Annotated in this window: 25 protein-coding genes; 9 read left to right on the plus strand and 16 right to left on the minus strand. The window is 70.5% G+C overall.

All coding sequences use genetic code 11. The features are described 5' to 3' along the window. Positions 1–3 precede the first annotated feature (3 nt). Positions 4–660, minus strand: coding sequence for an aa3-type cytochrome oxidase subunit III (ctaE, locus tag HD597_RS32915; protein ID WP_276083084.1), 657 nt, complete (start codon positions 658–660; stop codon positions 4–6). Positions 661–839: 179 nt separating this feature from the next. Between ctaE and HD597_RS32920 the strand changes: the two genes are divergently transcribed. Then, positions 840–1265: a response regulator gene (locus HD597_RS32920; RefSeq protein WP_253747043.1), complete on the plus strand. Its 426-nt coding sequence runs from the start codon at positions 840–842 to the stop codon at positions 1263–1265. A gap of 6 nt (positions 1266–1271) precedes the next feature. Beyond that, positions 1272–2321: an anthranilate phosphoribosyltransferase gene (trpD, locus tag HD597_RS32925; RefSeq protein ID WP_253747044.1), complete on the plus strand. Its 1050-nt coding sequence runs from the start codon at positions 1272–1274 to the stop codon at positions 2319–2321. 573 nt (positions 2322–2894) lie between these two features. On the opposite strand, the gene HD597_RS32930 is transcribed toward trpD, so the two are convergent. The 4 genes from HD597_RS32930 to ctaC all read right to left on the minus strand — a co-directional run bounded on the left by HD597_RS32930 (position 2895) and on the right by ctaC (position 7110). Next, a complete protein-coding gene (locus tag HD597_RS32930; protein ID WP_253747045.1) occupies positions 2895–4100 on the minus strand; it encodes a L,D-transpeptidase in 1206 nt (401 codons plus the stop codon). A 144-nt stretch (positions 4101–4244) separates the two neighbouring features. Then, positions 4245–4658, minus strand: a complete 414-nt coding sequence (locus tag HD597_RS32935; RefSeq protein ID WP_148438045.1) for a cytochrome c oxidase subunit 4 — start codon at positions 4656–4658, stop codon at positions 4245–4247. Next, positions 4658–6331 (minus strand): aa3-type cytochrome oxidase subunit I, encoded by a 1674-nt coding sequence (gene ctaD / locus HD597_RS32940; protein ID WP_253747046.1) that lies wholly within the window; start codon positions 6329–6331, stop codon positions 4658–4660. Before ctaD ends, HD597_RS32935 begins: the two co-directional genes overlap by 1 nt. Next, a complete protein-coding gene (ctaC, locus tag HD597_RS32945; RefSeq protein WP_253747047.1) occupies positions 6328–7110 on the minus strand; it encodes an aa3-type cytochrome oxidase subunit II in 783 nt (260 codons plus the stop codon). Before ctaC ends, ctaD begins: the two co-directional genes overlap by 4 nt. A 201-nt stretch (positions 7111–7311) precedes the next feature. Here ctaC and HD597_RS32950 point away from each other — a divergent pair, with 201 nt between their 5' ends. The 3 genes from HD597_RS32950 (at position 7312) to HD597_RS32960 (ending at position 9217) form a co-directional block, all read left to right on the plus strand. Beyond that, on the plus strand, positions 7312–8454 hold the full coding sequence (locus tag HD597_RS32950) for a cysteine desulfurase family protein (RefSeq protein ID WP_253747048.1): 1143 nt from the start codon (positions 7312–7314) through the stop codon (positions 8452–8454). Beyond that, the gene (locus HD597_RS32955) at positions 8451–8696 is read left to right on the plus strand and encodes a sulfurtransferase TusA family protein (RefSeq protein ID WP_225273752.1); all 246 of its coding nucleotides are present in this window, start codon (positions 8451–8453) and stop codon (positions 8694–8696) included. The genes HD597_RS32950 and HD597_RS32955 overlap by 4 nt, the downstream gene beginning before the upstream one ends. Before the next feature lie 86 nt (positions 8697–8782). Beyond that, positions 8783–9217: a CBS domain-containing protein gene (locus HD597_RS32960; protein WP_253747049.1), complete on the plus strand. Its 435-nt coding sequence runs from the start codon at positions 8783–8785 to the stop codon at positions 9215–9217. A gap of 76 nt (positions 9218–9293) precedes the next feature. Here HD597_RS32960 and HD597_RS32965 read toward each other — a convergent pair whose 3' ends face one another. Both HD597_RS32965 and erpA read right to left on the minus strand, forming a co-directional pair. Beyond that, positions 9294–10280 (minus strand): carbohydrate kinase family protein, encoded by a 987-nt coding sequence (locus HD597_RS32965; RefSeq protein ID WP_253747050.1) that lies wholly within the window; start codon positions 10278–10280, stop codon positions 9294–9296. A 107-nt stretch (positions 10281–10387) separates the two neighbouring features. After that, on the minus strand, positions 10388–10741 hold the full coding sequence (gene erpA, locus HD597_RS32970; RefSeq protein ID WP_185106933.1) for an iron-sulfur cluster insertion protein ErpA: 354 nt from the start codon (positions 10739–10741) through the stop codon (positions 10388–10390). Positions 10742–10898: 157 nt separating this feature from the next. Here erpA and nadA point away from each other — a divergent pair, with 157 nt between their 5' ends. Then, positions 10899–12056, plus strand: a complete 1158-nt coding sequence (gene nadA / locus HD597_RS32975) for a quinolinate synthase NadA (protein ID WP_253747051.1) — start codon at positions 10899–10901, stop codon at positions 12054–12056. Between the two features lie 3 nt (positions 12057–12059). Here nadA and HD597_RS32980 read toward each other — a convergent pair whose 3' ends face one another. From HD597_RS32980 to HD597_RS33015, 7 genes are all read right to left on the minus strand, one after another. Next, positions 12060–12668 carry an SIMPL domain-containing protein gene (locus tag HD597_RS32980; protein WP_253747052.1) on the minus strand — a complete coding sequence of 203 codons (609 nt, stop codon included), beginning with the start codon at positions 12666–12668 and terminating at the stop codon, positions 12060–12062. A 55-nt stretch (positions 12669–12723) separates the two neighbouring features. Next, positions 12724–14832, minus strand: coding sequence for a protein kinase domain-containing protein (locus HD597_RS64895; RefSeq protein WP_276083087.1), 2109 nt, complete (start codon positions 14830–14832; stop codon positions 12724–12726). A 91-nt stretch (positions 14833–14923) separates the two neighbouring features. Further along, on the minus strand, positions 14924–16414 hold the full coding sequence (locus HD597_RS32995; protein WP_253747054.1) for an alpha/beta fold hydrolase: 1491 nt from the start codon (positions 16412–16414) through the stop codon (positions 14924–14926). A 47-nt stretch (positions 16415–16461) separates the two neighbouring features. After that, entirely contained in the window at positions 16462–17019 is a 558-nt protein-coding gene (gene pspAB / locus HD597_RS33000; protein ID WP_253747055.1) for a PspA-associated protein PspAB, read from the minus strand. Positions 17020–17026: 7 nt separating this feature from the next. Next, a complete protein-coding gene (gene htpX / locus HD597_RS33005; RefSeq protein ID WP_308210731.1) occupies positions 17027–17926 on the minus strand; it encodes a zinc metalloprotease HtpX in 900 nt (299 codons plus the stop codon). Between the two features lie 4 nt (positions 17927–17930). Further along, positions 17931–18209: a PspA-associated protein PspAA gene (pspAA, locus tag HD597_RS33010; protein ID WP_080041207.1), complete on the minus strand. Its 279-nt coding sequence runs from the start codon at positions 18207–18209 to the stop codon at positions 17931–17933. Then, positions 18206–19033 (minus strand): PspA/IM30 family protein, encoded by an 828-nt coding sequence (locus tag HD597_RS33015; protein WP_276083088.1) that lies wholly within the window; start codon positions 19031–19033, stop codon positions 18206–18208. Before HD597_RS33015 ends, pspAA begins: the two co-directional genes overlap by 4 nt. 152 nt (positions 19034–19185) lie before the next feature. On the opposite strand from HD597_RS33015, the gene HD597_RS33020 reads away from it, so the two are divergent. Beyond that, positions 19186–19770 (plus strand): DUF3043 domain-containing protein, encoded by a 585-nt coding sequence (locus HD597_RS33020; protein WP_253747057.1) that lies wholly within the window; start codon positions 19186–19188, stop codon positions 19768–19770. A gap of 3 nt (positions 19771–19773) precedes the next feature. Here HD597_RS33020 and HD597_RS33025 read toward each other — a convergent pair whose 3' ends face one another. Then, positions 19774–20754: an SMI1/KNR4 family protein gene (locus HD597_RS33025; protein ID WP_253747058.1), complete on the minus strand. Its 981-nt coding sequence runs from the start codon at positions 20752–20754 to the stop codon at positions 19774–19776. Positions 20755–20811: 57 nt separating this feature from the next. Between HD597_RS33025 and HD597_RS33030 the strand changes: the two genes are divergently transcribed. Then, positions 20812–21810, plus strand: a complete 999-nt coding sequence (locus tag HD597_RS33030; RefSeq protein ID WP_253747059.1) for an aldo/keto reductase family protein — start codon at positions 20812–20814, stop codon at positions 21808–21810. A 65-nt stretch (positions 21811–21875) separates the two neighbouring features. On the opposite strand, the gene HD597_RS33035 is transcribed toward HD597_RS33030, so the two are convergent. Next, a complete protein-coding gene (locus HD597_RS33035; protein WP_253747062.1) occupies positions 21876–22082 on the minus strand; it encodes a hypothetical protein in 207 nt (68 codons plus the stop codon). An 82-nt stretch (positions 22083–22164) separates the two neighbouring features. Between HD597_RS33035 and HD597_RS33040 the strand changes: the two genes are divergently transcribed. Further along, a complete protein-coding gene (locus tag HD597_RS33040) occupies positions 22165–22821 on the plus strand; it encodes an SCO2322 family protein (protein ID WP_253747063.1) in 657 nt (218 codons plus the stop codon). Positions 22822–22921: the final 100 nt, after the last annotated feature.

The raw sequence follows: 22921 nt of genomic DNA on the forward strand, positions 1-22921 counted from the left end.
TCCTTAACGAATGATGTAGATGGTCGCGAAAAGACCGATCCAGACGACGTCTACGAAGTGCCAGTAGTAGGACACGACGATCGCGCTGGTGGCCTGCTCATGCGTGAAGCGCTTCGCGGCGTACGTGCGTCCCAGCATGAACAGGAACGCGATCAGGCCACCGGTCACGTGCAGGCCGTGGAAGCCCGTCGTCAGGTAGAACACCGAGGTGTAGGCGTTAGCGGACAAGGTCGCGCCCTCTGACGCCAGCTCCATGTACTCGTACAGCTGCCCGGCGACGAAGACGGCGCCCATGAGGAAGCTGACGATGTACCAGAAGCGGAGCTTTCCGACCTGCCCCTTCTCTGCGGCCCACACGCCCAGCTGGCACGTCACACTCGACAGAACCAGGATGATCGTGTTGGCCGTCGCGAACGGGATGTTCAGGTGAGCGACTCCCTCTGCGGCCTCTGCGCCTGCAGGAAGGAGTGCCGGGCCCCACTCGAGGCCCTTGCCCTCGCTCACCGACCGGATGGTGAAGTACATCGCGAACAGCGCCGCGAAGAACATGAGCTCAGAGGACAGCCAGACGATCGTACCCACACTGACCAGATTCGGTCTGCGGTACGACTGTGCTGTCGTCGTCGAAGTTATTGCGGATGCTGTCGCCACGGGCAGCATTATTGCGGCTCCGGTGGTCGGTCCGGCGCACGACCCCCCGTTAGCAGGTACAAACCGGGAGCCAACCTGGGATAATTGCCACATAACACCCACCAGGCATGGTGCCCTGGGTTTGCATCCCGGCACACCGGTACGATCCCAGGTGACCATACCTCTTCGACTGATAGTGAGCGCGACCGATGTCCACTGGGAGCACCGACGAGAAGATGAAAGTCCTCGTCTACAGCGACGACGCCGCCACCAGGGCCGAGGTGAGCCAGGCCATCGGCAGGCGCCCCGCGGCCGACGTACCCTTCGTGGAGATCGTGGAGTGCGCCACCGAGCCCAAGGTCCACCAGTGGCTGGGCTCGGGTGAGATCGACGTGGCGATCCTCGACGGCGAGACGCAGCCCGCGGGCGGCATGGGGGTCGCCCGCCAGGCCAAGGACGAGGTCTACGACTGCCCGCCCATCTGCCTGATCATCGCCAGGCGCGACGACCGCTGGCTGGCCGACTGGTCCAAGGCCGACGCGGTGGTGTCGCAGCCCCTGGAGCCCATGGTCCTGGCCGAAACCGTGGCCGATCTGATGCGCCGCCGTAACTCCACCCGTCTCAACGCTAAGTAGGTGCCCATGGACTCCCGGACGACCTGGCCCACCCTGCTTTCCGCTCTCCTGTCGGGAGAGCACCTCACCTCTGACGAGTCGGCCTGGGCGATGCGGGAGATCATGTCCGGCGCCGCGACGCCGTCCCAGATCGCCGGCTTCGTGATCGCGCTGCGCGCCAAGGGCGAGACCGTGGCCGAGGTGGTCGGGCTCGCCCGCACCATGCTCGATCTGGCCACGCCGCTGAGCGTCGAGGGGCCGGTCGTCGACATCGTCGGCACCGGCGGCGACCGGGCGCACACCGTCAACGTCTCCACCATGGCCGCCATCGTGGCCGCCGCGGCGGGGGCCAGGGTCGTCAAGCACGGCAACCGCGCCGCCTCGTCCTCCTGCGGCGCCGCCGACGTGCTGGAGCACCTGGGCATCAGGCTCGACCTCACGCCCGAGCAGACGGCGCAGGTGGCGCGCGACGCGGGCATCGCGTTCTGCTTCGCCCCCGTCTACCACCCCGCGCTGCGCTTCGCCGGCCCGACGCGCAAGGAGATCGGCGTGCCCACGATCTTCAACTTCCTGGGGCCGCTCACCAACCCCGCCCGCCCGTCGGCCCAGGCCATCGGCGTCTACGACCCCGGCATGCTGCCGGTGCTCGCGGGCGTCTTCGCCGAACGCGGGGTCTCCGCCCTGGTGTTCCGCGGCGACGACGGCCTCGACGAGCTCACCATCGCCGCCACCTCGACGGTCTGGGTGGTCAAGGACGGCACCGCGACGCAGACCACGTTCGACCCGGCGGTGCTCGGCATCCCGCGCGCCGACGTCGGCGCGCTGCGCGGCGGCGACGTGGCGTTCAACGCCCAGGCCGTGCACGACCTCGTCCGCGGCAAGACGGGCCCGGTGCGCGACGCCGTCCTGCTGAACACGGCGGCCGCCCTGGTGGCGCTCGACGGGCCGGGCGACGACCTCGACTCGGCCATGATCGACGGGTACGCCCGCGCGGTCCAGGCGGTGGACTCCGGGGCCGCGGCGGCCACCCTCGACCGCTGGATCGAGGCCAGCGGCTCCTTCCGCCCCGCCTCCTGACACCCCCTCCCCGGGCTCCCCACCGCTCCCTGCGGAGCCCGGCGGTCCGGGCGCCCGTCGCCCGTCGCCCGGCGCCCGGCGCTCGGCGCCCGGCGCTCGGCGCTCGGCGCTCGGCGCTCGGCGCTCGGCGCTCGGCGGCACGACGATCTCGCAGGCGCCCCAGGACCGGCACCTGACGCCGTCGCCGTCTCCGGGCCGCGTAGGCGCGCAGAGCGCGCCGCGCATGCGCCCCTGAGCCCCGCTGCGTGTGCGATCGCACCGTGCAGACGCCACGCCGCGCGGCACCGCGCCACGAGACCCGTAGGCATCGCTGCACGCAGGCACCGCGCGCAGGCACCACGCCGCATGCAGCCACCGTGGCGCACGTAGGCGCCGCGTTGCACGCAGCCACCGCACCGCGCGCAAGCACCGCGCACGCGCGAGCACGTCAGACGGCGAGCGCCGAAAGCGGCGCCGCGGCAGGCGGCCTGCGGGAGCGTTCGGCGGGCGCGAGGCGGCCAGCCCGCTCAGGTGGCGACAGGAGCGAGCGGGCCGGGCGCCGAGGCCGTCACGTGGCGGGCCGCCGGGAGCGACTCAGCGCAGCGCCAGGGTGGGCCCCGCCTTGAGCGAGCTCCACTTGAGCCACTGCTTCCAGTTCTCCTGCCAGTGCCCCCACCCGTTGGTCGGTTCCAGCTTCCGAGGCGAGCCGGTGATGATGATCGGATCCCCGATCAGCGTGTTCTTGAGGAACCACACGGCATTGGCCGGGCTGATGTTCACGCACCCGTGGCTGACGTTCGAGTTCCCCTGCGACCCCACCGACCACGGCGCGCTGTGCACGTACTCACCGCTGTTGGAGATCCGCACGGTGTTGTAGACGGTGAGCCGGTAGTAGCCCGGCGACCCGGGCCCGATCCCCGGCGAGGTCATCACGGTGACGGGCTCGCGCGACATCGCCAGGTGGATGCCGGAGGTCGTGTAGTACTTCCACTGCCCGCCCTGCCCGGCGCTCATCGGCATGGCGCGGATCTTCTTGCCGTTCCGCCGGACGATGAGCACGTGCTCGTCGGTGCTGCCCTTGGTGATCTGCGACCGGCCGATCTTGAAGTCGAGCCGTACGTCCCGCTTGCCGTACATGCCGGGCCCGCCGCGCACCCCCGCCAGCTTGGCCTCCACCCGCACCCTGGTGTGCGCGGGCCAGTACTTCTCCGGCCGGAAGTCCACGTGCTGGCTGTCGAACCAGTGCCAGGCCCCCTCGACCGGCTTGGAGCTGTGCACGGTCAGGTTGCGCTCGATGGCCACCCGGTCGGTGATGGGCTGGTCGAAGGCGATCATGACGGGCATGCCGACGCCCACGGTCAGACCGGTGTCGTCCTTGTTCGGGGTGATGTTCTCGATGTCGAAGACCTTGTTCCCCTTGACCGTGGTGAACGCGCTCCGGGTCTCGCTCGCCCGCCCCGAGGCGTCCACGGAGACCGCCGTGACCGTGTAGGAGGTTCCGGGCCTGGCGTTGCCGACGCTGCGCCAGCGGGTGCCGTCGGAGCTCAGGACGCCCTTCAGCGACCCGGCCTTGCCGCCTTCCACCCGTACGCTCTTCAGCCTGCCTCCATGGACCGACACCACCACGGGCTGGTCAGTGGGCACGTTGGCGCTCTTGTCCGCCGGAGAGACCCCTACAGGGGCGCCACGCGCCCCTCCCGCCATGGCGACCCCTTGTGGCTTGGCGGCGGGGCTCGCCGAGCACGCCGTCAGCAGGGCCAGGGCCAGCAGGCCGGCCGTTCCATACGCTCCGCGCCCCACGAGTACTCCCTCGTCCACCATCAACCCACTTCTGCCTCCTTTATTACCCTGAGTGATCGAATCACCACATCCGTGCACTGGTAAAGAACACCAAAAAGCGGGCGTCCTCCCGCAAGGGAGAACGCCCGCTCCAGGTAAATCCGCTCAGTGCGAGAAGTGACCCCGGTAGTACTGGAACACGAACCCGATCATGGCCATGATCACCAGGAAGACCCCGATCAGGAACATCCAGAAGCCGATCACGAACCCGGCGAAGGCGAAGGCCGCCGCCAGGCACAGGAACAGCGGCCACCAGCTGCTCGGGCTGAAGAAGCCCAGCTCGCCCGCGCCGTCGCTGATCTCGGCCTGCTTGTTGTCCTCCGGCTGCGCGCCGATGCGGCGCGCGGTGAACATCAGGTAGTAGCCGACCATGAACGCGAAGCCGACCGAGATGGCCATGGCGGTGGTGCCGACCGGCTCACCCTTGCCCGTCGCGGCCTTGGTCCAGAACCAGTAGGCGATGTCCACGCCGGCGAAGAACACGCCGCACAGCAGGAACAACCATCCCTGCACCTTCATCAGGACTCAACCTCCGGGTGGTCGGACTTGGCGGAAGCGTGCGGGAACCGCTTGTCGAAGGCGGGACGCTCCGACCGGATGCGCGGCAGCGAGGTGAAGTTGTGCCGCGGCGGCGGGCAGCTCGTGGCCCACTCCAGCGAGTTGCCGTAGCCCCACGGGTCGTCCACGGTGACCTTGGGCGCGCTGCGCCAGGTCTTCCAGACGTTGTAGAAGAACGGCAGCGTCGAGGCGCCGAGCACGAACGCGCCCACCGACGAGAGCATGTTGAGGTCGGTGAAGCCGTCGGCCGCGCTGTAGTCGGCGTAACGGCGCGGGAAGCCGGCCATGCCCAGCCAGTGCTGGACGAGGAACGTCGTGTGGAAGCCGACGAACAGCAGCCAGAAGTGCAGCTTGCCCAGCTTGTCGTCGAGCATCTTGCCGGTGAACTTGGGCCACCAGAAGTAGAACCCGGCGAACATCGCGAACACCACGGTGCCGAAGACCACGTAGTGGAAGTGGGCGACGACGAAGTAGGTGTCGCTGATGTGGAAGTCGAGCGGCGGCGAGGCCAGGATGACGCCCGTCAGGCCGCCCAGGAGGAAGGTGATGAGGAAGCCGACCGAGAACAGCATCGGCGACTCGAAGCTCAGGTGGCCGCGCCACATCGTGCCGATCCAGTTGAAGAACTTCACACCGGTCGGTACGGCGATGAGGAACGTCATGAACGAGAAGAACGGCAGCAGCACCTGCCCGGTCGGGAACATGTGGTGCGCCCAGACCGTGATGGACAGACCGGCGATCGAGATCGTCGCGCCCACGAGGCTGATGTAGCCGAAGATGGGCTTGCGGCTGAAGACCGGGATGATCTCGGTCACGATGCCGAAGAACGGCAGCGCGATGATGTACACCTCGGGGTGTCCGAAGAACCAGAACAGGTGCTGCCAGAGCAGCGCGCCGCCGTTCTCGGAGTCGAAGATGTGGGTGCCGAGCTTGCGGTCGGACTCCAGCGCCAGCAGCGCGGCGGCCAGCACGGGGAAGGCCATCAGCACGAGCATGCTGGTCAGCAGCACGTTCCAGACGAACATCGGCATGCGGAACATGGTCATGCCGGGCGCGCGCATGCAGATGATCGTGGTGATGAAGTTGACCGCGCCGAGAATCGTGCCCAGACCGGACAGGGCCAGACCCATGATCCACAGGTCGCCGCCGATGCCGGGCGAGTTGATCGCGTTGGACAGCGGCGTGTACGCGAACCAGCCGAACGAGGCGGCGCCGCCCGGCGTGAAGAAGCCGGAGACGGCGATGATGCTGCCGAACAGGTAGAGCCAGTAGCTGACCATGTTCAGACGCGGGAAAGCCACGTCGGGGGCGCCGATCTGCAGCGGCATCAGCTCGTTGGCGAAGCCGGCGAACAGCGGCGTCGCGAACATCAGCAGCATGATCGTGCCGTGCATGGTGAACAGCTGGTTGAACTGCTCGTTGCTGGTGAACTGCAGCCCCGGCTGCGCCAGCTCGGCCCGCATGACGAGGGCCATCACGCCGCCGATGAGGAAGAAGGCGAACGACGTGATCAAGTACATGTGCCCGATGATCTTGTGATCAGTCGAGGACAGCCACTTGGCGATGATCTGACCCTTGGGGCTTCCCGTAGGCCGGACCGGCGCGGTCGTCAGGGGTTCGTGAATGGCGGTCACTGGGCACTCCCAGCCTGGTTGGTCGCGACGTACTGGTCGAACTCAGCCTGCGGAACGAGCTTCACGGAGAACAACATCCGGCTGTGGTCGACACCGCACAGCTCGGCACAGCGGCCGGCGTAGACACCAGGCTTGTTCAGCGTCGTGATCTGGAACTTCCGGCCCGGGTCGCCCTCGGGGATGCCGGGGATGACGTCCCGCTTGAACAGGAACTCCGGCACCCAGAAGGAGTGGATGACGTCGTCCGTCTGAAGATCGAACTCGATCTTCGTGTTCACCGGCAGAACGAGCTGCGGGCCCTGCTTGTAATCGCTCACCGGCACACCGGCGACGGGCTTGGTGCCCTTGCCGCTCACGGTGGTGGTGAAGCGCCAGCTCCACTGGAAGGCCTCGACCTTGACCTTGACCGGCGCGTCGCCGTCGACCTTGGCGAGCGCCTCGCTGTCGCGGGCGGTGAAGAAGAAGAACACCGACACCATCACCAGCGGGATCAAGGTGTAGAGCATCTCGATCGGCAGGTTGTAACGCACCTGCGGCGGAAGCTCGGCCTTGGCCCGGCGCTTGCGGTGGAAGATGCACGCCCAGATGATCAGACCGATGACGACGGCACCCGTGGCGAGTGCGGCGATCCAGGCCCCGTTCCACAGCGTCTGGACGATCTCGCCCTGCTGGGTGACGTGGTCGGGAAGAAGGCCGCGAGACCAGTCGGCCTCGGGGACGTCATTAGCACACGCCGTAGCAGTGGCCAGCAGCAACGCCAAAGCGGCGGCGCGCGGCACCCTGCGCCGGGCCAACGAACGCCGCGTCGTACGGCGAGTCGGACTCACGGATCGCCTACCCCACAGATGAAGCCCAAGAGTCTTTCCCTTGGGCGCTCGTATTGCTCTTTCTGCATCAAGCACAGACTGACAAGCAGACACATTAGCGTGCAGGGGCCTCGCCCTACCGCGCGACCCCTCGGTGGTGCCGCAAGTGGGACGATGAGTCTCGTGGCTTACTTCGACGCGGCTTCGAGCGAACCGCTCCACCCTCAGGCGCGCGAGGCGCTGCTGACGGCGATCGACGCCGGCTGGGCCGACCCCGCGAGACTCTATGGCCAGGCCCGCCGCGCGCACCTGCTGCTGGAGCAGGCCCGCACGGAGGTGGCCGAGGTGTTCGGCGCGCGCCCCGACGAGGTTTCGTTCACCACGTCCGGCACGCAGGCCGTGCATCTCGGCGTCCTCGGCACCCTACACGGAAGGCGCAGGGCCGGGCGCCATCTGGTGACGAGCGCGGTCGAGCATTCCAGCGTGCTGCACGCCGGTCAGGTGCACGAGCGCGAGGGCGGCACGGTCGAGACGGTGGGGGTGGCGCTGAGCGGGCGGGTGGATCCCGGCCGGTTCGCCGAGGCGGTCGCGCGGCCGGGCACGGCGCTGGCCTGCCTGCAGACGGCCAACCACGAGGTGGGCACGCTGCAGCCGGTGGCGGAGGCGGCGGATGCGTGCCGCGAGCACGGGGTGCCGCTGCTGGTGGACGCGGCGCAGACGGCCGGCCGGATGCCGCTGCCGCGGGGCTGGTCGGTGCTGGCGGCCAGCGCGCACAAGTGGGGCGGCCCCGCGGGGGTGGGCGTGCTGGTGGTGCGCAAGGGCACGCGGTTCCGCTCCTACCTGCCGGAGGACGAGCGGGAGCGGCGGCGGGTGCCGGGCTTCGAGAACGTGCCGGCCGTCGTCGCCGCGGCGGCGGCCCTGCGCGCGACGGCCGCCGAGGCCGGGCACGAGCAGGCGAGACTTTCCGCGCTCGTCGACAGGATCAGGCAGACCGTCCCGGAGATCGTGCCGGACGTGGAGGTCATCGGCGACCCCGTTGACCGGGCGCCGCACATCGTGACCTTTTCGTGCCTGTACGTTGACGGGGAGGCGCTGCTGACGGAGCTGGACAAGGCCGGATTCGCCGTATCGTCCGGAAGTTCGTGCACCGCTAGTACGCTTCGTCCATCGCACGTCCTCGAAGCGATGGGCGTGCTGACGCATGGGAATGTCCGGGTGTCGCTGCCCAGGGGCGCTGCCGCGGACGAGGTCGACAGGTTCCTCGCCGCGCTGCCAGAGCTGGTGCGCCGCATCCGCCAGGACGCGGGAGTCGCATGACCGAGGTGACACAGCCGGCTTTGACGATCGACGCGCTGGGCAAGAAGTGCCCGATCCCGATCATCATGCTGGCCGAACAGATCAACTACGTCCCGCTGAACGCCGTGGTGGCCGTGCTGGCCGACGATCCGGCCGCGTACACGGACGTGCCGGCGTGGTGCAGGCTGAAGTCGCACCGCCACGTCGGGTCGTACGAGCTGCCCGAGGGCGGCTGGGCGATCCACGTCATGCGCAACTACTGATTTCCGGCCGTCCCCAAATGCCTGATTCAGCTCCGCACGGTGGGTAGGGGCCTCCCGTACGAGTCCATCGACATGCAGGGGAAGCCATGATCAGCGGACAACCGAACGAGACCGCCCGCGACGTCATGAGCGCGGGGGCGGAGTGCATCGGCGCGCACGAGACCCTCGACCGGGCGTCGCAGATGATGCGCAACAACGACGTGGGGGCCCTGCCCGTGTGCGGTCCCGACGACCGCGTGACGGGCATCATCACCGACCGCGACATCGTCGTCAAATGTGTCGCGGCGGGTCACGATCCGGCGCAGGTGACGGCGGGAGAGCTGGCCACCGGCCTGGTCTGGGTGCCGCCGGAGGCGACCGTGGAGGAAGCGCTGGCACGCATGGAGGAGCACCAGATCAAGCGGCTGCCGGTGATGGACGGAGGCCGCATCGTCGGCATGATCAGCGAGGCCGACCTGGCCAGGCACCTGCCCGACGACCAGCTCGCCGAGTTCGTGCACCGGGTCTACGCGCTGCGCTGACCGCATACGCGCTGCGCTGGCCGCACACGTGAAGGCCGTCCCGCGAGCCGGGGCGGCCTTCACCGTTTCCCGGGGCTCAGGGGTGGTAGCAGCGGACGTGCTCGGCGATCTCGGCGGCGGCCTCGGCCCCGTACGCGGCGCCGAACCGCTCCAGGAAGACCTCCTGGCCCAGCTCGTACTCCTGCCCGCCCACGCGCTCCAGCACGTGCGTGGCGGTGAGGTTGCCGATCTGGCCGCACCGCTCCAGCGACAGGCCCCAGGCCAGCCCGGACATGAAGCCGGCGCGGAAGGCGTCGCCGACACCCGTGGGGTCGGCCTTGCCGCGCTCGGGGGCGGGGGCGACCTGGATGGACGGCTCGCCCTCGCGGTCGATGACGGCGCCCTTGGGGCCGAGCGTGGTGACACGGACGCCGACCCGGCCGAGGATCTCCTCGTCGGACCAGCCGGTCTTCTGCTCGATGAGCCCCTTCTCGTAGTCGTTGGAGAACAGGTAGGCGGCCCCGTCGACGAGCTGGCGGATCTGCTCGTCCGCCATGCGCGCGAGCTGCTGGGAGATGTCGGCGGCGAACGGGATGCCGCGCTGGCGGCACTCGTCGGTGTGACGCAGCATCGCGTCGGGGTCGTTGGGGCTGATCAGCACCAGGTCGAGCCCCTTCACCCGGTCCGCGACGGGCTGCAGCTCGATGAGCCGCGCCTCGGCCATGGCGCCGGTGTAGAACGAGGCGATCTGGTTGTGGTTCTCGTCGGTGGTGCACAGGAAGCGGGCGGTGTGCTGCGTCTCGGAGACGTGCACGGAGCCGCAGTCCACGCCGTGGCGCTCCAGCCAGGAGCGGTAGTCGGCGAAGTCGTTGCCGACGGCGCCCACCAGGATCGGGTTGAGACCGAGGCAGGCCATTCCGAAGGCGATGTTCGCGGCGCAGCCACCGCGCCGGATCTGGAGATCATCGACCAGGAAGGAGAGTGACACCCTGTCGAGCTGCTCGGCGATGAGCTGGTCGCCGAAGCTGCCAGGGAACGTCATCAGGTGGTCTGTCGCGATTGAGCCGGTCACGGCAATGCGCACGGGATTCTTCTTCCTCGTTGTCAGCAGGCCAATGGGCCCCACGAGAATACGCGAAGGTCCCGCACGCACAAAGGCGGGCGGGACCTCCCTCGAGCGCCGGTCGAGCGCTAGTTGAACGAGTCTCCACAAGCGCACGAGCCCGTGGCGTTGGGGTTGTCGATCGTGAAGCCCTGCTTCTCGATCGTGTCGACGAAGTCGATGGAGGCGCCCATCAGGTAGGGGGCGCTCATCCGGTCGGTGACCACGCTGACACCGCCGAAGTCCGACACGACGTCACCGTCCATCGAACGGTCGTCGAAGAAGAGCTGATAGCGCAGGCCGGAGCAACCTCCCGGCTGCACGGCGACCCGCAGCTGCAGACCTTCCTCGCCCTGCTGCTCGAGCAGGCTCTTGACCTTGGCGGCGGCGGCCTCAGTCAGGATCAGGCCCTGTGCCGTGGTCTCGCTGCTCTCAACCGTCATCTGCTGACTCCCTAACCCGGCTGTCTGTTTCTGACGTCCTACTAATGACGCTACCAACACCTGGGCGATGCCACACATTCCCGGGGTGGGCTCCCCCGGAATAACCACGGGAAGCCGTGTGTCATCATGAGTATCGTCAAAACGACGATAAGGGGGTATGGCCATGGCTGCCCAGACCGGACTGCCGCTCTACGTCCTCGGCCGGGACGCCGATCCGCACAGCGAGAAGGGGGTCGACTGCCCCGGCGAGCTGCCGCCCGCCTCCGACCCCGAGCTGGTGGAGCGTGCGCGCAAGGCGAAGGAGGCGCTCGGCGACCGCCTTTTCGTGCTCGGCCATCACTACCAGCGTGACGAGGTCATCCAGTTCGCCGACGTGACGGGTGACTCCTTCAAGCTCGCCCAGCAGGCCGCCGCGCGGCCCGGGGCCGAGTTCATCGTCTTCTGCGGCGTGCACTTCATGGCCGAGTCGGCCGACATCCTGACGACCGACGCCCAGAAGGTGGTCCTGCCCGACCTGGCGGCCGGCTGTTCGATGGCGGACATGGCCACGTTCGACCAGGTGGAGGAGTGCTGGGAGGCCCTGGAGGACGCCGGGCTGGCCGATCAGGTGATCCCTGTCACGTACATGAACTCCAGCGCCGACATCAAGGCCTTCTGCGGCAGGAACGGCGGCGCGGTCTGCACCTCCTCCAACGCCCGCCGCGCCCTCGACTGGGCCTTCGAGCAGGGGCGGAAGGTGCTGTTCCTGCCCGACCAGCACCTGGGCCGCAACACGGCGGTGCTGGAGATGGGCATGTCGCTGGACGACTGCGTGGTGTGGAACCCCCACCGCCCCGACGGCGGGCTGAGCCGCGAGCAGCTGGAGCGCGCCAGGATGATCCTGTGGCGCGGGCACTGCTCGGTGCACGGCCGCTTCACGGCCGAGTCCGTGGACGACGTGCGCGAGCGCATCCCCGGCGTGAACGTGCTCGTGCACCCCGAGTGCCGCCACGAGGTCGTGCTCAAGGCCGACCACGTGGGCTCCACCGAGCACATCATCAAGACGCTGGAGGCGGCGCCGGCGGGATCGAGCTGGGCCATCGGCACGGAGCTGAACCTGGTCAAGCGGCTGGCCCAGACCTTCCCCGACAAGAACATCTCGTTCCTCGACCGCACGGTCTGCTACTGCTCGACCATGAACAGGATCGACCTGCCGCACCTGGTGTGGGCGCTGGAGTCGCTGGTGCTCGGCGACGTCGTCAACCAGATCACGGTGGACGCGGACACCACCCACTGGGCCAAGGTGGCCCTCGACCGCATGCTCGCCCTGCCGTAGGCGTCAGGCGAAGTCGTAGCCGAGCGTCACGTGCACCGTGAGGCTCTGGCGGCCGGGGCTGATGGAGGCGTCGCTCTCGGCCGCCAGGGTCTGCGCGCCCATCCGCCGCATCGGCATCGGCGGCGCGTCCCTGAGCTCCGAGACCTCCACCACCCGCCCCAGCGGGCGGCCGGCCAGCTCGGCGTACTGGGCGGCCTTGGCCGCGGCCTGCCTGAACGCCCTGACCCTGGCCTCCGCCAGCGCGGCGGCCGGCTCGGCCACCTCGAAGGCCACGCCGTGCAGCCTGGCCTCCTCGCCCACCCCCACCACGGTGTCGATGACGTGGTCGCCCCTGCTCACGTCGCGCACCACGACCTCGAGCCCCTGCGCCGCCCGGTACGCCGACACCTTCGGGTAGGACTCGTACTCGGGGCCGAGGAACAGCTCCGCCGTGGACAGGTCCTCCGGCGCGACGCCCGCCTGCCTGAGCGCCTCCCCCAGCCGGGCCGCGGCGGCCCGCACGGCGGCGAACGCCTCCCCTGCCGAGGCCCTGCGGACCTCGACGCCCGCGTGCAGCCGCAGCATGTCGGGCGCGACCATGACGGAGCCCTCGCCGGTCACGGTGATGTCCACGAGCCCCAGCTCCCTCCGGGCGGGTCCAGCCTTGATCCTAGAACGGCGGGCGGAGCTACGGGGAGACCCGGCTGAAGCGGAAGCCCATCTTGTCGAACTCGGCCTTCTTGCCCGCCGTCGCCAGCACCCGGGAGACCTTCCCCGCCAGGTCGATCACCACGGCCTCGTACCCGCCGCCCCTGGCCCGCCACACCGCGAGGTGGTCGTCGTCCCACCAGCCGATGAGCCGGTTGCTGGCGAACGGGATCGTGATCGGTTCTGCGTCGCCGCCCGAGGTGGGGCGGGCGCACAGCGAGGTGCCCGCCGAGGTGCAGTGGGCCAGGAACCGGGTGCCCGACGGGGAGATGTCGTCGCCCTCCACCCACACGGGCGTGCCCACGCCGGTCAGCGTGCGCACCACCTTGCCGTTCAGGTCGTAGAACCTCATCCGGCCGCCGGTCCACGTGCCCACGGCGCGGCCGTCCGCGTCCCAGAAGAAGCGCCACTCCCCCGCGCCCTCGTCCTTGATCTCGAACACCCGGCCCTTCTCCGCGGCCACGTCGATGATGCCGAAGCCGTGCTCGACGGCGTTGCCGTCGGCGCCCTTGTAGAGGGTGACCAGGCCGTACCTGCCGTCGGGCGACCAGCGGGGCGTGGTGGGGAAGACCGGCTTGGGGCTGAGCTCGACGACGCGTCTGGCGTCGCTGACGTGGTCGATGATGGAGACGGTGGCGTACAGGTCGGTGCTGTAGTCCACGTCGGTGCCCAGGGCCCGGTTCGTGGCGGGGTCGAGGGCGTACTCGAAGTAGCGGGGGTCGGAGGCGAAGCGGCCGGTGGCGTGTTTCCTGACGTAGAGGCGCTTGCCGCCGTCCACGGTGTAGGAGGCGAGCCTGATGGGGTCGCCGTCGCGCTCCTCCAGCTTCACCGACGTGCCGGGGAGGCTGAGCGGGCGGGTGGCGGGCGGCGCCGTCGTGCCGGGCGGGGCCGAGGTGGTGATCGCCGCGGTGCTCGGCGTCGGTGAGGTGGTGCGCTCCGGGATCCCCGACAGGCGCACGGCGACGAACGCGCTGGCGGCGGCGAGCACGAGCGCGCCCGCGACACCGCCCGCGACCACCCATCCGGTACGCCGGCGCCCCGCGGGCCTGGTGGCCGGCCCCTGGAGGTACGGCCCCGGCGGCTGGTACGCGCCGGGCACCGCGGGCGGCCTGCCCGGCGCGCCGCCTGAGGCCCCGCCTGGCGGGCCACCCGCGGCGCCACTCCCGGCGCCCCCTGGCGCGGCCGCCGCCGTGCCCTGCTGGAGCAGCCCGGGCGACGGGGCGGGCGCCGCGTGAGCGCGGGGATCGGCGGGCGGGACACGGCCGGAGGGACCGCCGGGGGCGTGGCCCAGGAGGCGCATGAGGGCCTCGCTCGACGAGGGCCGCCGGGCGGGATCCTTGGCCAGGCAGTCCGTGACCAGCGCGCGCAGCGCGGGATCGGTCAGCGAGCCGGTGTCGGCCTCGTTGTGCAGGATCCGGTTGACCACCGCCGGCACGCTGTCCTGCCCGAACGGCGGCTGCCCCGACGCGGCGAACAGCAGCGTGCACGCCCACGCGAACAGGTCCGACTTCGGCCCGGGGCCGGTCTCGGTGAGCTGCTCGGGCGCCATGTACGACGGCGTGCCGATCACCGCGCCGGTGAGCGTCGAGGTCAGGTCGAGCGCCTTGGCGATGCCGAAGTCGATCACTCGCGGCCCGTCGGAGGCGAGCACCACGTTCGACGGCTTGAAGTCGCGGTGCACGATGCCGGCCTGGTGGATGGCGACCAGGGCGGTGACGGTGCCGATGGCCAGCCGGTGCAGCGAGGTGCCGGAGCGCGGGCCCTGCTCGCGTACGACGTCGGTCAGGGTGGGGCCGTCGATGTACTCGCTGACGATGTACGGCCGCCCGCCGAACAGGCCGGTCTCGACGACCTGGGCCGTGCAGAACGGCGCCACCCGCCTGGCCAGCGCCACCTCGCGGACGAACCGCTCCGACGCCTCGGCGTCGCCGGCCAGGTCGGAGCGCAGGAGCTTGAGCGCCACCTTCGTGCCGGCGGGGTTCGTGGCGAGGTAGACGATGCCCTGCCCGCCCTCGCCGAGCCGCCCGGCCAGGCGGTACTCGCCCACCGTCGCGGGGTCCCCTGGTCTCAGGGCCGCGAGGTCCGGCATTGGCGACTCCCCCTATGTGGCGTCTTTTCCGCCATTCTGGTGGTTCGCCCCGGGTTCCGTCATGTGTTCGGGGAAGGCGCGGGGTTCCGGCTCAGGTGACGGCGTCGGCGACGGCCTGGGGGGCGCGGAGCTGGAGCAGGTGGCCGGCCCCCGGCAGGCGTACGTGCTCGGCCGCGAGCTCGCCCGCCAGGTGGCCGGCGCAGCCGTCGGCGTCGCCGGAGCTGATCACGGTGACGGGCACCTCGGGGAACGGCTTCTCGGCCCGCAACCGGCGCAGGTCGGCGGCCATGCGGCGGCGGGCCAGCCACTCCCCCGCCGCCGCGGCGAGCACCCTGCCCGTGCCGTAGACGCCCGACGGGTCGGCCGTCCCGGTGAGCAGCCGGTGCGCCGGCGGCCCCGCCAGGCGGGCCAGGGCGGTCGCGGCCCAGGTGCGGCCCAGCGCGGGCAGCCATCTGCCCGCGGTCCCGGCGAACGGCAGCGGCCGGCGCTCACCCGCGCAGGCGGGCTCCACCAGCACCAGCCTGGCCAGGCACAGCGGGTGCAGCCTGGCGAACGCCTCCGCGTGCCAGCACGCCGTCCCGTCGGCGACGAGCGTCACCTGCTGGGGATGCGCCGGCGACAGCGCGGCCAGCCGGGCGACCTCGCCGTACAGGGTGGGCGGGCCAGGGGCACACGGGCTGAGCCCGAGGCCGGGCCGGTCGAACCGGATGACCTGGTGACCGCTCGCGAGCCGCGCCGCCACCGCGTCCCAGTGGAACCAGGCGCCCGCGAGCCCCGCCGTGATCAGCACCGCGGGCCCGGCCCCCTGCACGACGACATGCGGCCGCCCGCCCCCCGTGGGATCCGCGCCCGCGCACCGGTCCCGCGCGGGATCCGCGCCGTTGCCCGTGCCGCTCCAGGCCGGGGCGTCGTCCATGCGGACGCGGGCTCCGCCCACCCCTCCCATGCGGCCGGGCGCGATCCTCGGCCCCGCCTCCTCGGGGTCGTCGGCCACGAGCAGGCGCAACGCGACGTACACCAGCCACACCGCGATCGTCGTGAGCTGGGCGCGGTGCGCGAGCCCCACGCCGTGCCCCGCGACCTGCGCGATCGCGGTGAGCAGGGTGGTGCCCAAGGTCAGCCACGTGAACAGCCACGACGCCCGCGACGCCCACCGCGCGCTGAGCAGCGCCATGGCCGCCAGCACGGCGACCGTGCCCAGCACCCGCGCCAGCGCGTGCGCCACGTGCGAGAAGGACGTCTCCCGCCGCCCGCACAGCGGATCGCTGAGCGCGGCGCAGTCGAGCGGGAACAGCCCGGCCACGAGGGTGAGGAGCCCGAACGCGGCCAGCGCCAGCCAGCCCGGCCACTCGCGCGCCACCCTCGGCACCAGCGCCACCCCCGCCAGGCAGGCCAGCCCCGACAGCACGTCGCTGACCCGGAACAGCCTGGTCCACGGCTGGTCGCCGGCCGCCAGCTCGCTGACGTACCCCTCGGTCCTGTCCACGGCGGGCGTGGTGAACTGGCCGGTCACCCAGGCGCTGCCGAGCACCGCCGCCACGATGAACGCGGACGCGGCGAGCACGAACAACCTTCGCTCCACGTAACAATTAGATCACTCCGGGCTACCCGTGCCCATGAGCGCCCCGGTCAGAGCCCCGGAGCGCCCCAGACAGGGAACCATCGGCTGAGATCCTTCTCCAGCGGCAGCTCGCCCTCCAGAGCTCCCCTGGCCTGCAATTCGAGCGGATTGTCGCGCTTCTGCCCCGGTACCGGGGCGAACGGGTAGAAGGTTCCGCGTTTGTACAGGTAGACCACGGCCAGCCGCCGGCCGCCCTCACCGGCGAACGACACCAGCGAGCACAGCAGCGAGGGCCCGAACCCGGCCCCCTCCAACGTGGAGTTGACCGCGTGCAACTCGGTGACCAGGTCGCCGAGCGCCTCCGCCGGGCGGCGCGCGAGCAGCCAGGTGTAGCCGTAGCCGTCGTCGGACTCCTCGACGCGCTCCCCCAGCAGCGCCTTGGCGTCGCTCTCCGCCGTGGCGAACGCGCCGCCCTCCGCGGCCCTGAACGCCACGGAGCCGAGACCGGTGGGCACCAGCCCGGTCGCCGCCTGCAGCGTCACGGCCGCCGACGGCAGCGCGAACAGCGCGTCGAGGTTGGGTTTGACCGGCTTCGACCGGCCGAGCAGCGCGTCGAGCCAGCCCATGCGGTGTTCAGCCCCTTCCTAGTTGCCGGGAGATGTCGGCGAGTTGTTCGAGCCGGCGCTCCAGCGGCGGGTGCGTGGCGAACAGGTTCGCCACGCTCTGGCCCTTGGCCAGCGCCGGGGCGAAGTAGAAGGCGTTGAACGGCTCCGCCTCGCGCAGGTCCCTGGTCGGGATCCTGGCCATGTCGCCGGTCACCTTGGTCAGCGCGCTGGCCAGGGCCGACGGCCGCTGCGTGAGCAGGGCGCCCGCCCGGTCGGCTGCCAGCTCCCGGTAGCGCGACAGGGCGCGGGTGAGCAGGAAGCTGACGGCGTACACGATGACGGAGACCAGCAGGATGATCGCGCCGACGGGCAGCCCTCCCTGGCCGCCGTTGCGGCGGCCACCGAGCCCGGTGTAGAGCGCGAACCTGGTCATCAGGCCCGCCACGATCCCGAGGAACGAGGCGATCGTCATGACGGCCACGTCGCGGTGGGCGACGTGGGACAGCTCGTGGGCGATCACGCCCTCGAGCTCCTGCGGCTCCAGGCGGCGCAGGATGCCGGTCGTCACGCAGACGACCGCCTTCTTCTGGTTGCGGCCGGTGGCGAACGCGTTGGGGACGTCGGAATCCGCGATCGCCACCCGCGGCTTGGGCATGTCGGCCAGGGCGCACAGCCGGTCGATCAGGCCGTGCAGCTCAGGGGCCTCCTGCGGCGAGACCTCCCGACCGTGCATCGCGAACAGCGCGATGCGGTCGGACAGGAAGTACTGCACCAGCAGCAGGCCGCCCGCCAGCACCAGGACGGTCAGCGCCCGTACGCCGAGGGCGATCAGGACGCCGACGAACACGACGTAGAGCAGCCCGAGCAGGAACATCGTCACGACCATGCGGCTGGTCAGGCCGCGGTCGGACGCGAACCGCGTACGCACGGGCTCAGCCCGGGATGAGGCCTTGGTCGCCCAGCATCTCCCGGACCTCCTCGATCGAGGCGTCCGCGGGGGGAAGGATCAGCTCTGACGGCTCAAGGCTGTCGTCGGGGAGCGCCTTGCCCACGTGGCGCACCTTGTCGAGCAACGCGTGCAGCTTGACCCTGAAGGCCTTCTCGTCGCTGGCCTCGATGGCCGCTTCGAGCTCGCTGTCCAGCTCGTTGAGGACCGAGATGTCGTCGGCGGAGATCTCCACCTGACCCTCGCCCATGATCCTGACAATCATGCGCCCTCCCCAGGCTGGCGGTACTGCTGGGTCTGGCCGCCCTGCTGCTGGGGCTGCGCCTGCTGCTGGGGCTGGCCCTGCTGCTGCGGCTGGCCCTGCTCGATCGCCGACTTCGGCGCCGGGCCCTGGCCCAGCTCGGCCTTCATCCTGGCCAGCTCCAGCTCGACGTCCATGCCGCCGCCCATGCGGTCGAGCTCGGCCTGGATGTCGTCGCCGCGGGTGCCGCTGAAGTCGTCGAGCGCGCCGCTGGCCAGCAGCTCGTCGATGGCGCCGGCACGGGCCTGCATCTGCGCCGTCTTGTCCTCGGCGCGCTGGATCGCCAGGCCGACGTCGCCCATCTCCTCGGAGATGCCGGAGAACGCCTCGTTGATGCGCGTCTGCGCCTCGGCGGCGGTGTAGGTCGCCTTGATCGTCTCCTTCTTCGTGCGGAAGGAGTCGACCTTGGCCTGCAGCCGCTGGGAAGCCGTGGTCAGCTTCTCCTCCTCGGCCTGCAGGTTGTCGTGCTGCACCTTCAGGTCCGCCATCTGCGTCTGCAGGCTGGACCGGCGCTGCAGCGCCTCACGGGCAAGATCCTCCCGGCCGACGGACAGCGCCTTGCGGCCCTGCTCCTCCAGCCGCTGGGCCTGCTTCTCAATGCCGGTGATCTGGAGCTCCACCCTCTTGCGCGAGGTGGCGACGTCGGCCACCCCCCGCCGCACCTTCTGCAGCAGCTCGAGCTGCCGCTGATAGGAGTAGTCAAGGGTCTCGCGCGGATCCTCCATCTTGTCCAGGGCCTTGTTGGCCTTGGACTTGAAGATCATCGAAAGTCTCTTCATCACGCTCATGCGCGTCGGCCGTCCCCTTCTAGGTCGTGCTGGTGTCAATCCCAATGCAGCGCAGCCGCCTTGGGATTACCCTACGCATAACGCACGGGGGCGTCACTAAGTTGCAGTCCAGGTAGGGTTGACGTGTGTTGCGACGCCGTTCCCAAACCTCCGTGGACGACACCCCCGTCCCCGTTGACGATCCTAAGCCCCAGGGTAAAGGTCGTCCCACACCCAAGCGCCGGGAAGCCGAGGGCAAGCGGCGCCAATATGTCTCCGCGCCGAAGGACCGCAAAGAGGCATATCGGCAGATGCGGGCCAAGCAGTCCGCCGAGCGCGAGCGCGCCCGTCAGGGCATGCTCGCAGGTGACGAACGGTATCTTCCCGTTCGTGACAAGGGCCCAGCGCGCAAGTTCGCGCGCGACTGGGTCGACTCGCGGCGGTTGCCGAGCCAGTATTTCCTGCCGTTCTCGCTAGTCATCCTGCTGGCCACCTGGATCCCGTGGCCGATGGCGATCCGCGCGCAGGTGCTCGGCTACGTCGTCACGATCGGCTGGCCGATCATGATGATCGGCGTGCTCTTCACCTCCGTCTTCGTGTCGTGGAAGGTGAAGAAGCTGGTGGCCGAGAAGCTGCCCGGCGAGAGCGTCAAGGGCGTGGGCTTCTACGCGGCCATGCGGGCGCTGCAGATCCGCAAGCTGCGCTTCCCGCCGCCCCAGGTGCTGCCCGGCGGCAAGCCGGTGCCGCCGAAGCGCTAGCCGCTATGGGTTGCCGTACTCCACGTTCTCCCAGCGCAGCACGCCTCGCTTGACCGCGGGCCGCCGGCCGTCGAACTCCGTTCCCTTCTCCAGGGCGTCGGCCACGGCCCGCATGAGCGCGTAGTAGGACGGCGCTCTCCGCGTCAGGCCGGCGATCGTGTCGTCCCAGCCGACCGCGCCGTCGGCCGAGTCGGCCACGGCCCACACCGCTGAGCCGTCCTCCCGCCCGGAGAAGGAGAGGAACGGGATCAACCGGCCGCTCCAGAGCTCCTCCCAGGGCTCGACGCCGCGGTCGGTGGGGTCGAGGCGGCACATGTGGCGCCAGGTGTCCCTGATGTCGCGGATGCCGAGGTTCGACGCGCCGGAGAACCAGGCTCCGAATCCGAACCCGTCCGCCCCTCGCGAGCCGTTGTGGCGCAGCAGGGAGGCGCGCAGGTCGTCCGGGAAGTCCACGCCCATCTGCGCCTCGGCGATCGCGATCGTGCGGGCCCTGCCGGGTGCGCCGAGCGTGCGGTACGTGCGCGGCGCGTTCGCCTTCAGCCACCGTTCGATCCGCCGCCACTGCCGGTCCACGGCCCGCTTGACCCGCGGGTCGATGGGCCGCACGGTGATCGGGCGGGGCGCGGGCGAGCAGTAGGGGTCGGGGATCTCGGCCGGCGTCGCAGGCGTGGACGGCTGGGCGCTCAGCCGCTCGCGCGCGGACTGGGGCGGCACCTCCGCCTCACTCTCCGTCACGTGCAGGATCCAGGCGCCAGGCGCCGTCGTGGCCGTCCGCCCGCTCCCCGGGACCAGCGCGACCGTCAGGGTCACCACGACGGTCGCGGCGATGCCGACCCAAACCCATCCCATCCGCGTGCGGGGAGCCGCCGCGGAACGGGCCCTGGTGACGATCCGCCTTTCCGGCATGCGGGCGCGGCGGCGCAGCCGTACCGCGATCGCGGTCAGGATGGCCGCGGTGAGCGCCAGCCGAACGAGCTTCAGCACGTCGCGCACCCTATCCCGAATCGGATCATCCCATGTGCCGGGATTAAGGTCGGACCCATGGAATTCCGTCACCTTGGTCGCAGTGGTCTCATGGTCAGCGAGATCAGCTACGGCAACTGGCTCACCCACGGCTCCCAGGTCGAGGAGGACGCCGCCAAGCAGTGCGTGCAGGCGGCGCTCGACGAGGGCATCACCACGTTCGACACCGCAGACGTCTACGCGGGCACGAAGGCCGAGGAGGTGCTCGGCCGCGCGCTCAAGGGCGTCCGCAGGGAGTCGCTGGAGATCTTCACGAAGGTCTACTGGCCGACCGGGCCCGGCAAGAACGACCGGGGCCTGTCCCGCAAGCACATCACCGAGTCGATCCACGGCTCGCTGCGCCGGCTGCAGACCGACTACGTCGACCTGTACCAGGCGCACCGGTTCGACTCCGAGACTCCGCTGGAGGAGACGCTCAAGACGTTCGACGACCTCGTCCGCCAGGGCAAGGTCCTCTACGTCGGCGTGAGCGAGTGGAACGCCGACCAGATCGCCCGCGCTCTGAAGATCGCCGACGAGATGGGCTTCGACCGGCTCGTGTCGAACCAGCCGCAGTACTCCATGCTGTGGCGGGTCATCGAGTCGGAGATCGTCCCCCTGTGCGAGCAGGAGGGCCTGGGCCAGATCGTCTGGTCGCCGATCGGCCAGGGCGTGCTGACCGGCAAGTACCTGCCGGGCCAGCAGCCGCCCGAGGGCTCGCGGGCCACCGACAAGAGCGGCAGCGCCATGATCTCGCGGTTCATGAACGACGACGTGCTCACGCGCGTGCAGGAGCTCAAGCCGATCGCCGCCGACCTGGGCCTGTCCATGGCCCAGCTGGCGGTCGCGTGGGTCCTGCAGAACCCGAACGTCTCCAGCGCCATCATCGGCGCCAGCCGGCCCGAGCAGGTGCGTGACAACGTCAAGGCCGCCGGCGTCAAGCTGGAGGCCGACGTGCTCAAGCGCATCGACGACGTGCTCGGCTCGGTCGTGGAGCGCGACCCCGCCAAGACGCAGAGCCCGGCTTCGCGCCCGTAACCCCCTCCGAAACAAAAACCCCTTGAGCCACAATTGCGCTCAAGGGGTTTTTCGTTGTCCGGGAATCACTCCGGACGCAATGACAAACCCGCGTACTCGACGCGGTCCTCATCGAGCAACGCGACCTGCTCAACTCCCGAATCCAGCAGCTCACGCCAGTTCTCGCCGAGCCAGGACTCCGCGTCGGCCTGGCTCGGAAAAACCTCTCGCGGCAAAGGGCGATCGGTTACCTCACCACCATTTGCATTTTCATAACGCCATCGCCATGTCATGCCATACGCTCCTTTTCCGCGGGTTCGCCGGCGCACCCTCCGCAGGCACTGGAACCCTACTCCCGAGCTTGGAGGTCAATCGATGCTGCGCGCGTATCGTGTTGTGGCGGGGGTCGCCCTCGGGGTGACCGCCTTCCTCTCCCTCCCCTCCTCCGCCCTCGCCTCACCCTCTCCCGGGGGCGCGACGCGGGCGTGGAGCGTCTGGCTGAGCGACGGGACCGCGTGGCTGGCCGCCGCGCCGGAGGACTCGCCGCCGGACGGCTCGGTGGTCGGCTGGCGCTTCTCGGTGGCGCCGGACGGGGCCGCCTGGGAGCCTCCCGGCGGGGACCTGCCCTCGTTCGAGGCGGTGTGCGGCAGGGACACGGCCGGCTCGGGCCACAAGCGCGTGGTGCTGGCGCTGGACTTCGGCGACGCGGAGGCCGACGCCCACCCCGGCGAGCGACCGCCCGCGCAGGCGGCGCCGGCGTGCGTGGCGGGCGCCGAGAACGCCACCACGGCCCAGCTCCTCGCCGCGGCCGCCCAGGTCCGCGTGGACGGCGCGGGCGGCGTGACGTCCGTGGACGGCTACCCGGGCTCCCCCGCGCAGGACGGCACCGCCCTCACCGCCGCCCTGCCCACGACCGCCGCGGCCGGGCCGCCGGCCCTGCTGATCGTGGCCGGCGCGGGCGCTCTGGCCCTGCTGGCGTCCGGCACCGCCGTCGCCACCCGCCGCCGCTCAAGGACCCGCTCCGGCCGCTAGGCGACCCGCTCGCGCCACCGACCGCCCCGCGCCCCGGCCGCGTTCTGCGCCCGGCGGTGGCCCGGCGGTGGCCCGGCTGTGGCCCGGCGGTGCCCCGGCG

The sequence above is a fragment of the Nonomuraea thailandensis genome, from assembly GCF_024172165.1.
In the GTDB taxonomy this organism is placed as follows: Bacteria; Actinomycetota; Actinomycetes; order Streptosporangiales; family Streptosporangiaceae; genus Nonomuraea; species Nonomuraea thailandensis.

What these genes read in the sequence shown, in the direction of transcription:
- HD597_RS32935 (WP_148438045.1), bottom strand. Translation starts at nt 4,658, where the DNA reads ATGAAGGTGCAGGGATGGTTGTTCCTGCTGTGCGGCGTGTTCTTCGCC.
- HD597_RS32920 (WP_253747043.1), top strand. Translation starts at nt 840, where the DNA reads ATGTCCACTGGGAGCACCGACGAGAAGATGAAAGTCCTCGTCTACAGC.
- HD597_RS32955 (WP_225273752.1), top strand. Translation starts at nt 8,451, where the DNA reads ATGACCGAGGTGACACAGCCGGCTTTGACGATCGACGCGCTGGGCAAG.
- HD597_RS33035 (WP_253747062.1), bottom strand. Translation starts at nt 22,082, where the DNA reads ATGACATGGCGATGGCGTTATGAAAATGCAAATGGTGGTGAGGTAACC.
- HD597_RS64895 (WP_276083087.1), bottom strand. Translation starts at nt 14,832, where the DNA reads ATGCCGGACCTCGCGGCCCTGAGACCAGGGGACCCCGCGACGGTGGGC.
- HD597_RS33040 (WP_253747063.1), top strand. Translation starts at nt 22,165, where the DNA reads ATGCTGCGCGCGTATCGTGTTGTGGCGGGGGTCGCCCTCGGGGTGACC.
- erpA (WP_185106933.1), bottom strand. Translation starts at nt 10,741, where the DNA reads ATGACGGTTGAGAGCAGCGAGACCACGGCACAGGGCCTGATCCTGACT.
- HD597_RS32960 (WP_253747049.1), top strand. Translation starts at nt 8,783, where the DNA reads ATGATCAGCGGACAACCGAACGAGACCGCCCGCGACGTCATGAGCGCG.
- ctaE (WP_276083084.1), bottom strand. Translation starts at nt 660, where the DNA reads ATGCTGCCCGTGGCGACAGCATCCGCAATAACTTCGACGACGACAGCA.
- HD597_RS33015 (WP_276083088.1), bottom strand. Translation starts at nt 19,033, where the DNA reads ATGAGCGTGATGAAGAGACTTTCGATGATCTTCAAGTCCAAGGCCAAC.
- trpD (WP_253747044.1), top strand. Translation starts at nt 1,272, where the DNA reads ATGGACTCCCGGACGACCTGGCCCACCCTGCTTTCCGCTCTCCTGTCG.
- pspAB (WP_253747055.1), bottom strand. Translation starts at nt 17,019, where the DNA reads ATGGGCTGGCTCGACGCGCTGCTCGGCCGGTCGAAGCCGGTCAAACCC.
- HD597_RS32950 (WP_253747048.1), top strand. Translation starts at nt 7,312, where the DNA reads ATGAGTCTCGTGGCTTACTTCGACGCGGCTTCGAGCGAACCGCTCCAC.
- nadA (WP_253747051.1), top strand. Translation starts at nt 10,899, where the DNA reads ATGGCCATGGCTGCCCAGACCGGACTGCCGCTCTACGTCCTCGGCCGG.
- HD597_RS33030 (WP_253747059.1), top strand. Translation starts at nt 20,812, where the DNA reads ATGGAATTCCGTCACCTTGGTCGCAGTGGTCTCATGGTCAGCGAGATC.
- pspAA (WP_080041207.1), bottom strand. Translation starts at nt 18,209, where the DNA reads ATGATTGTCAGGATCATGGGCGAGGGTCAGGTGGAGATCTCCGCCGAC.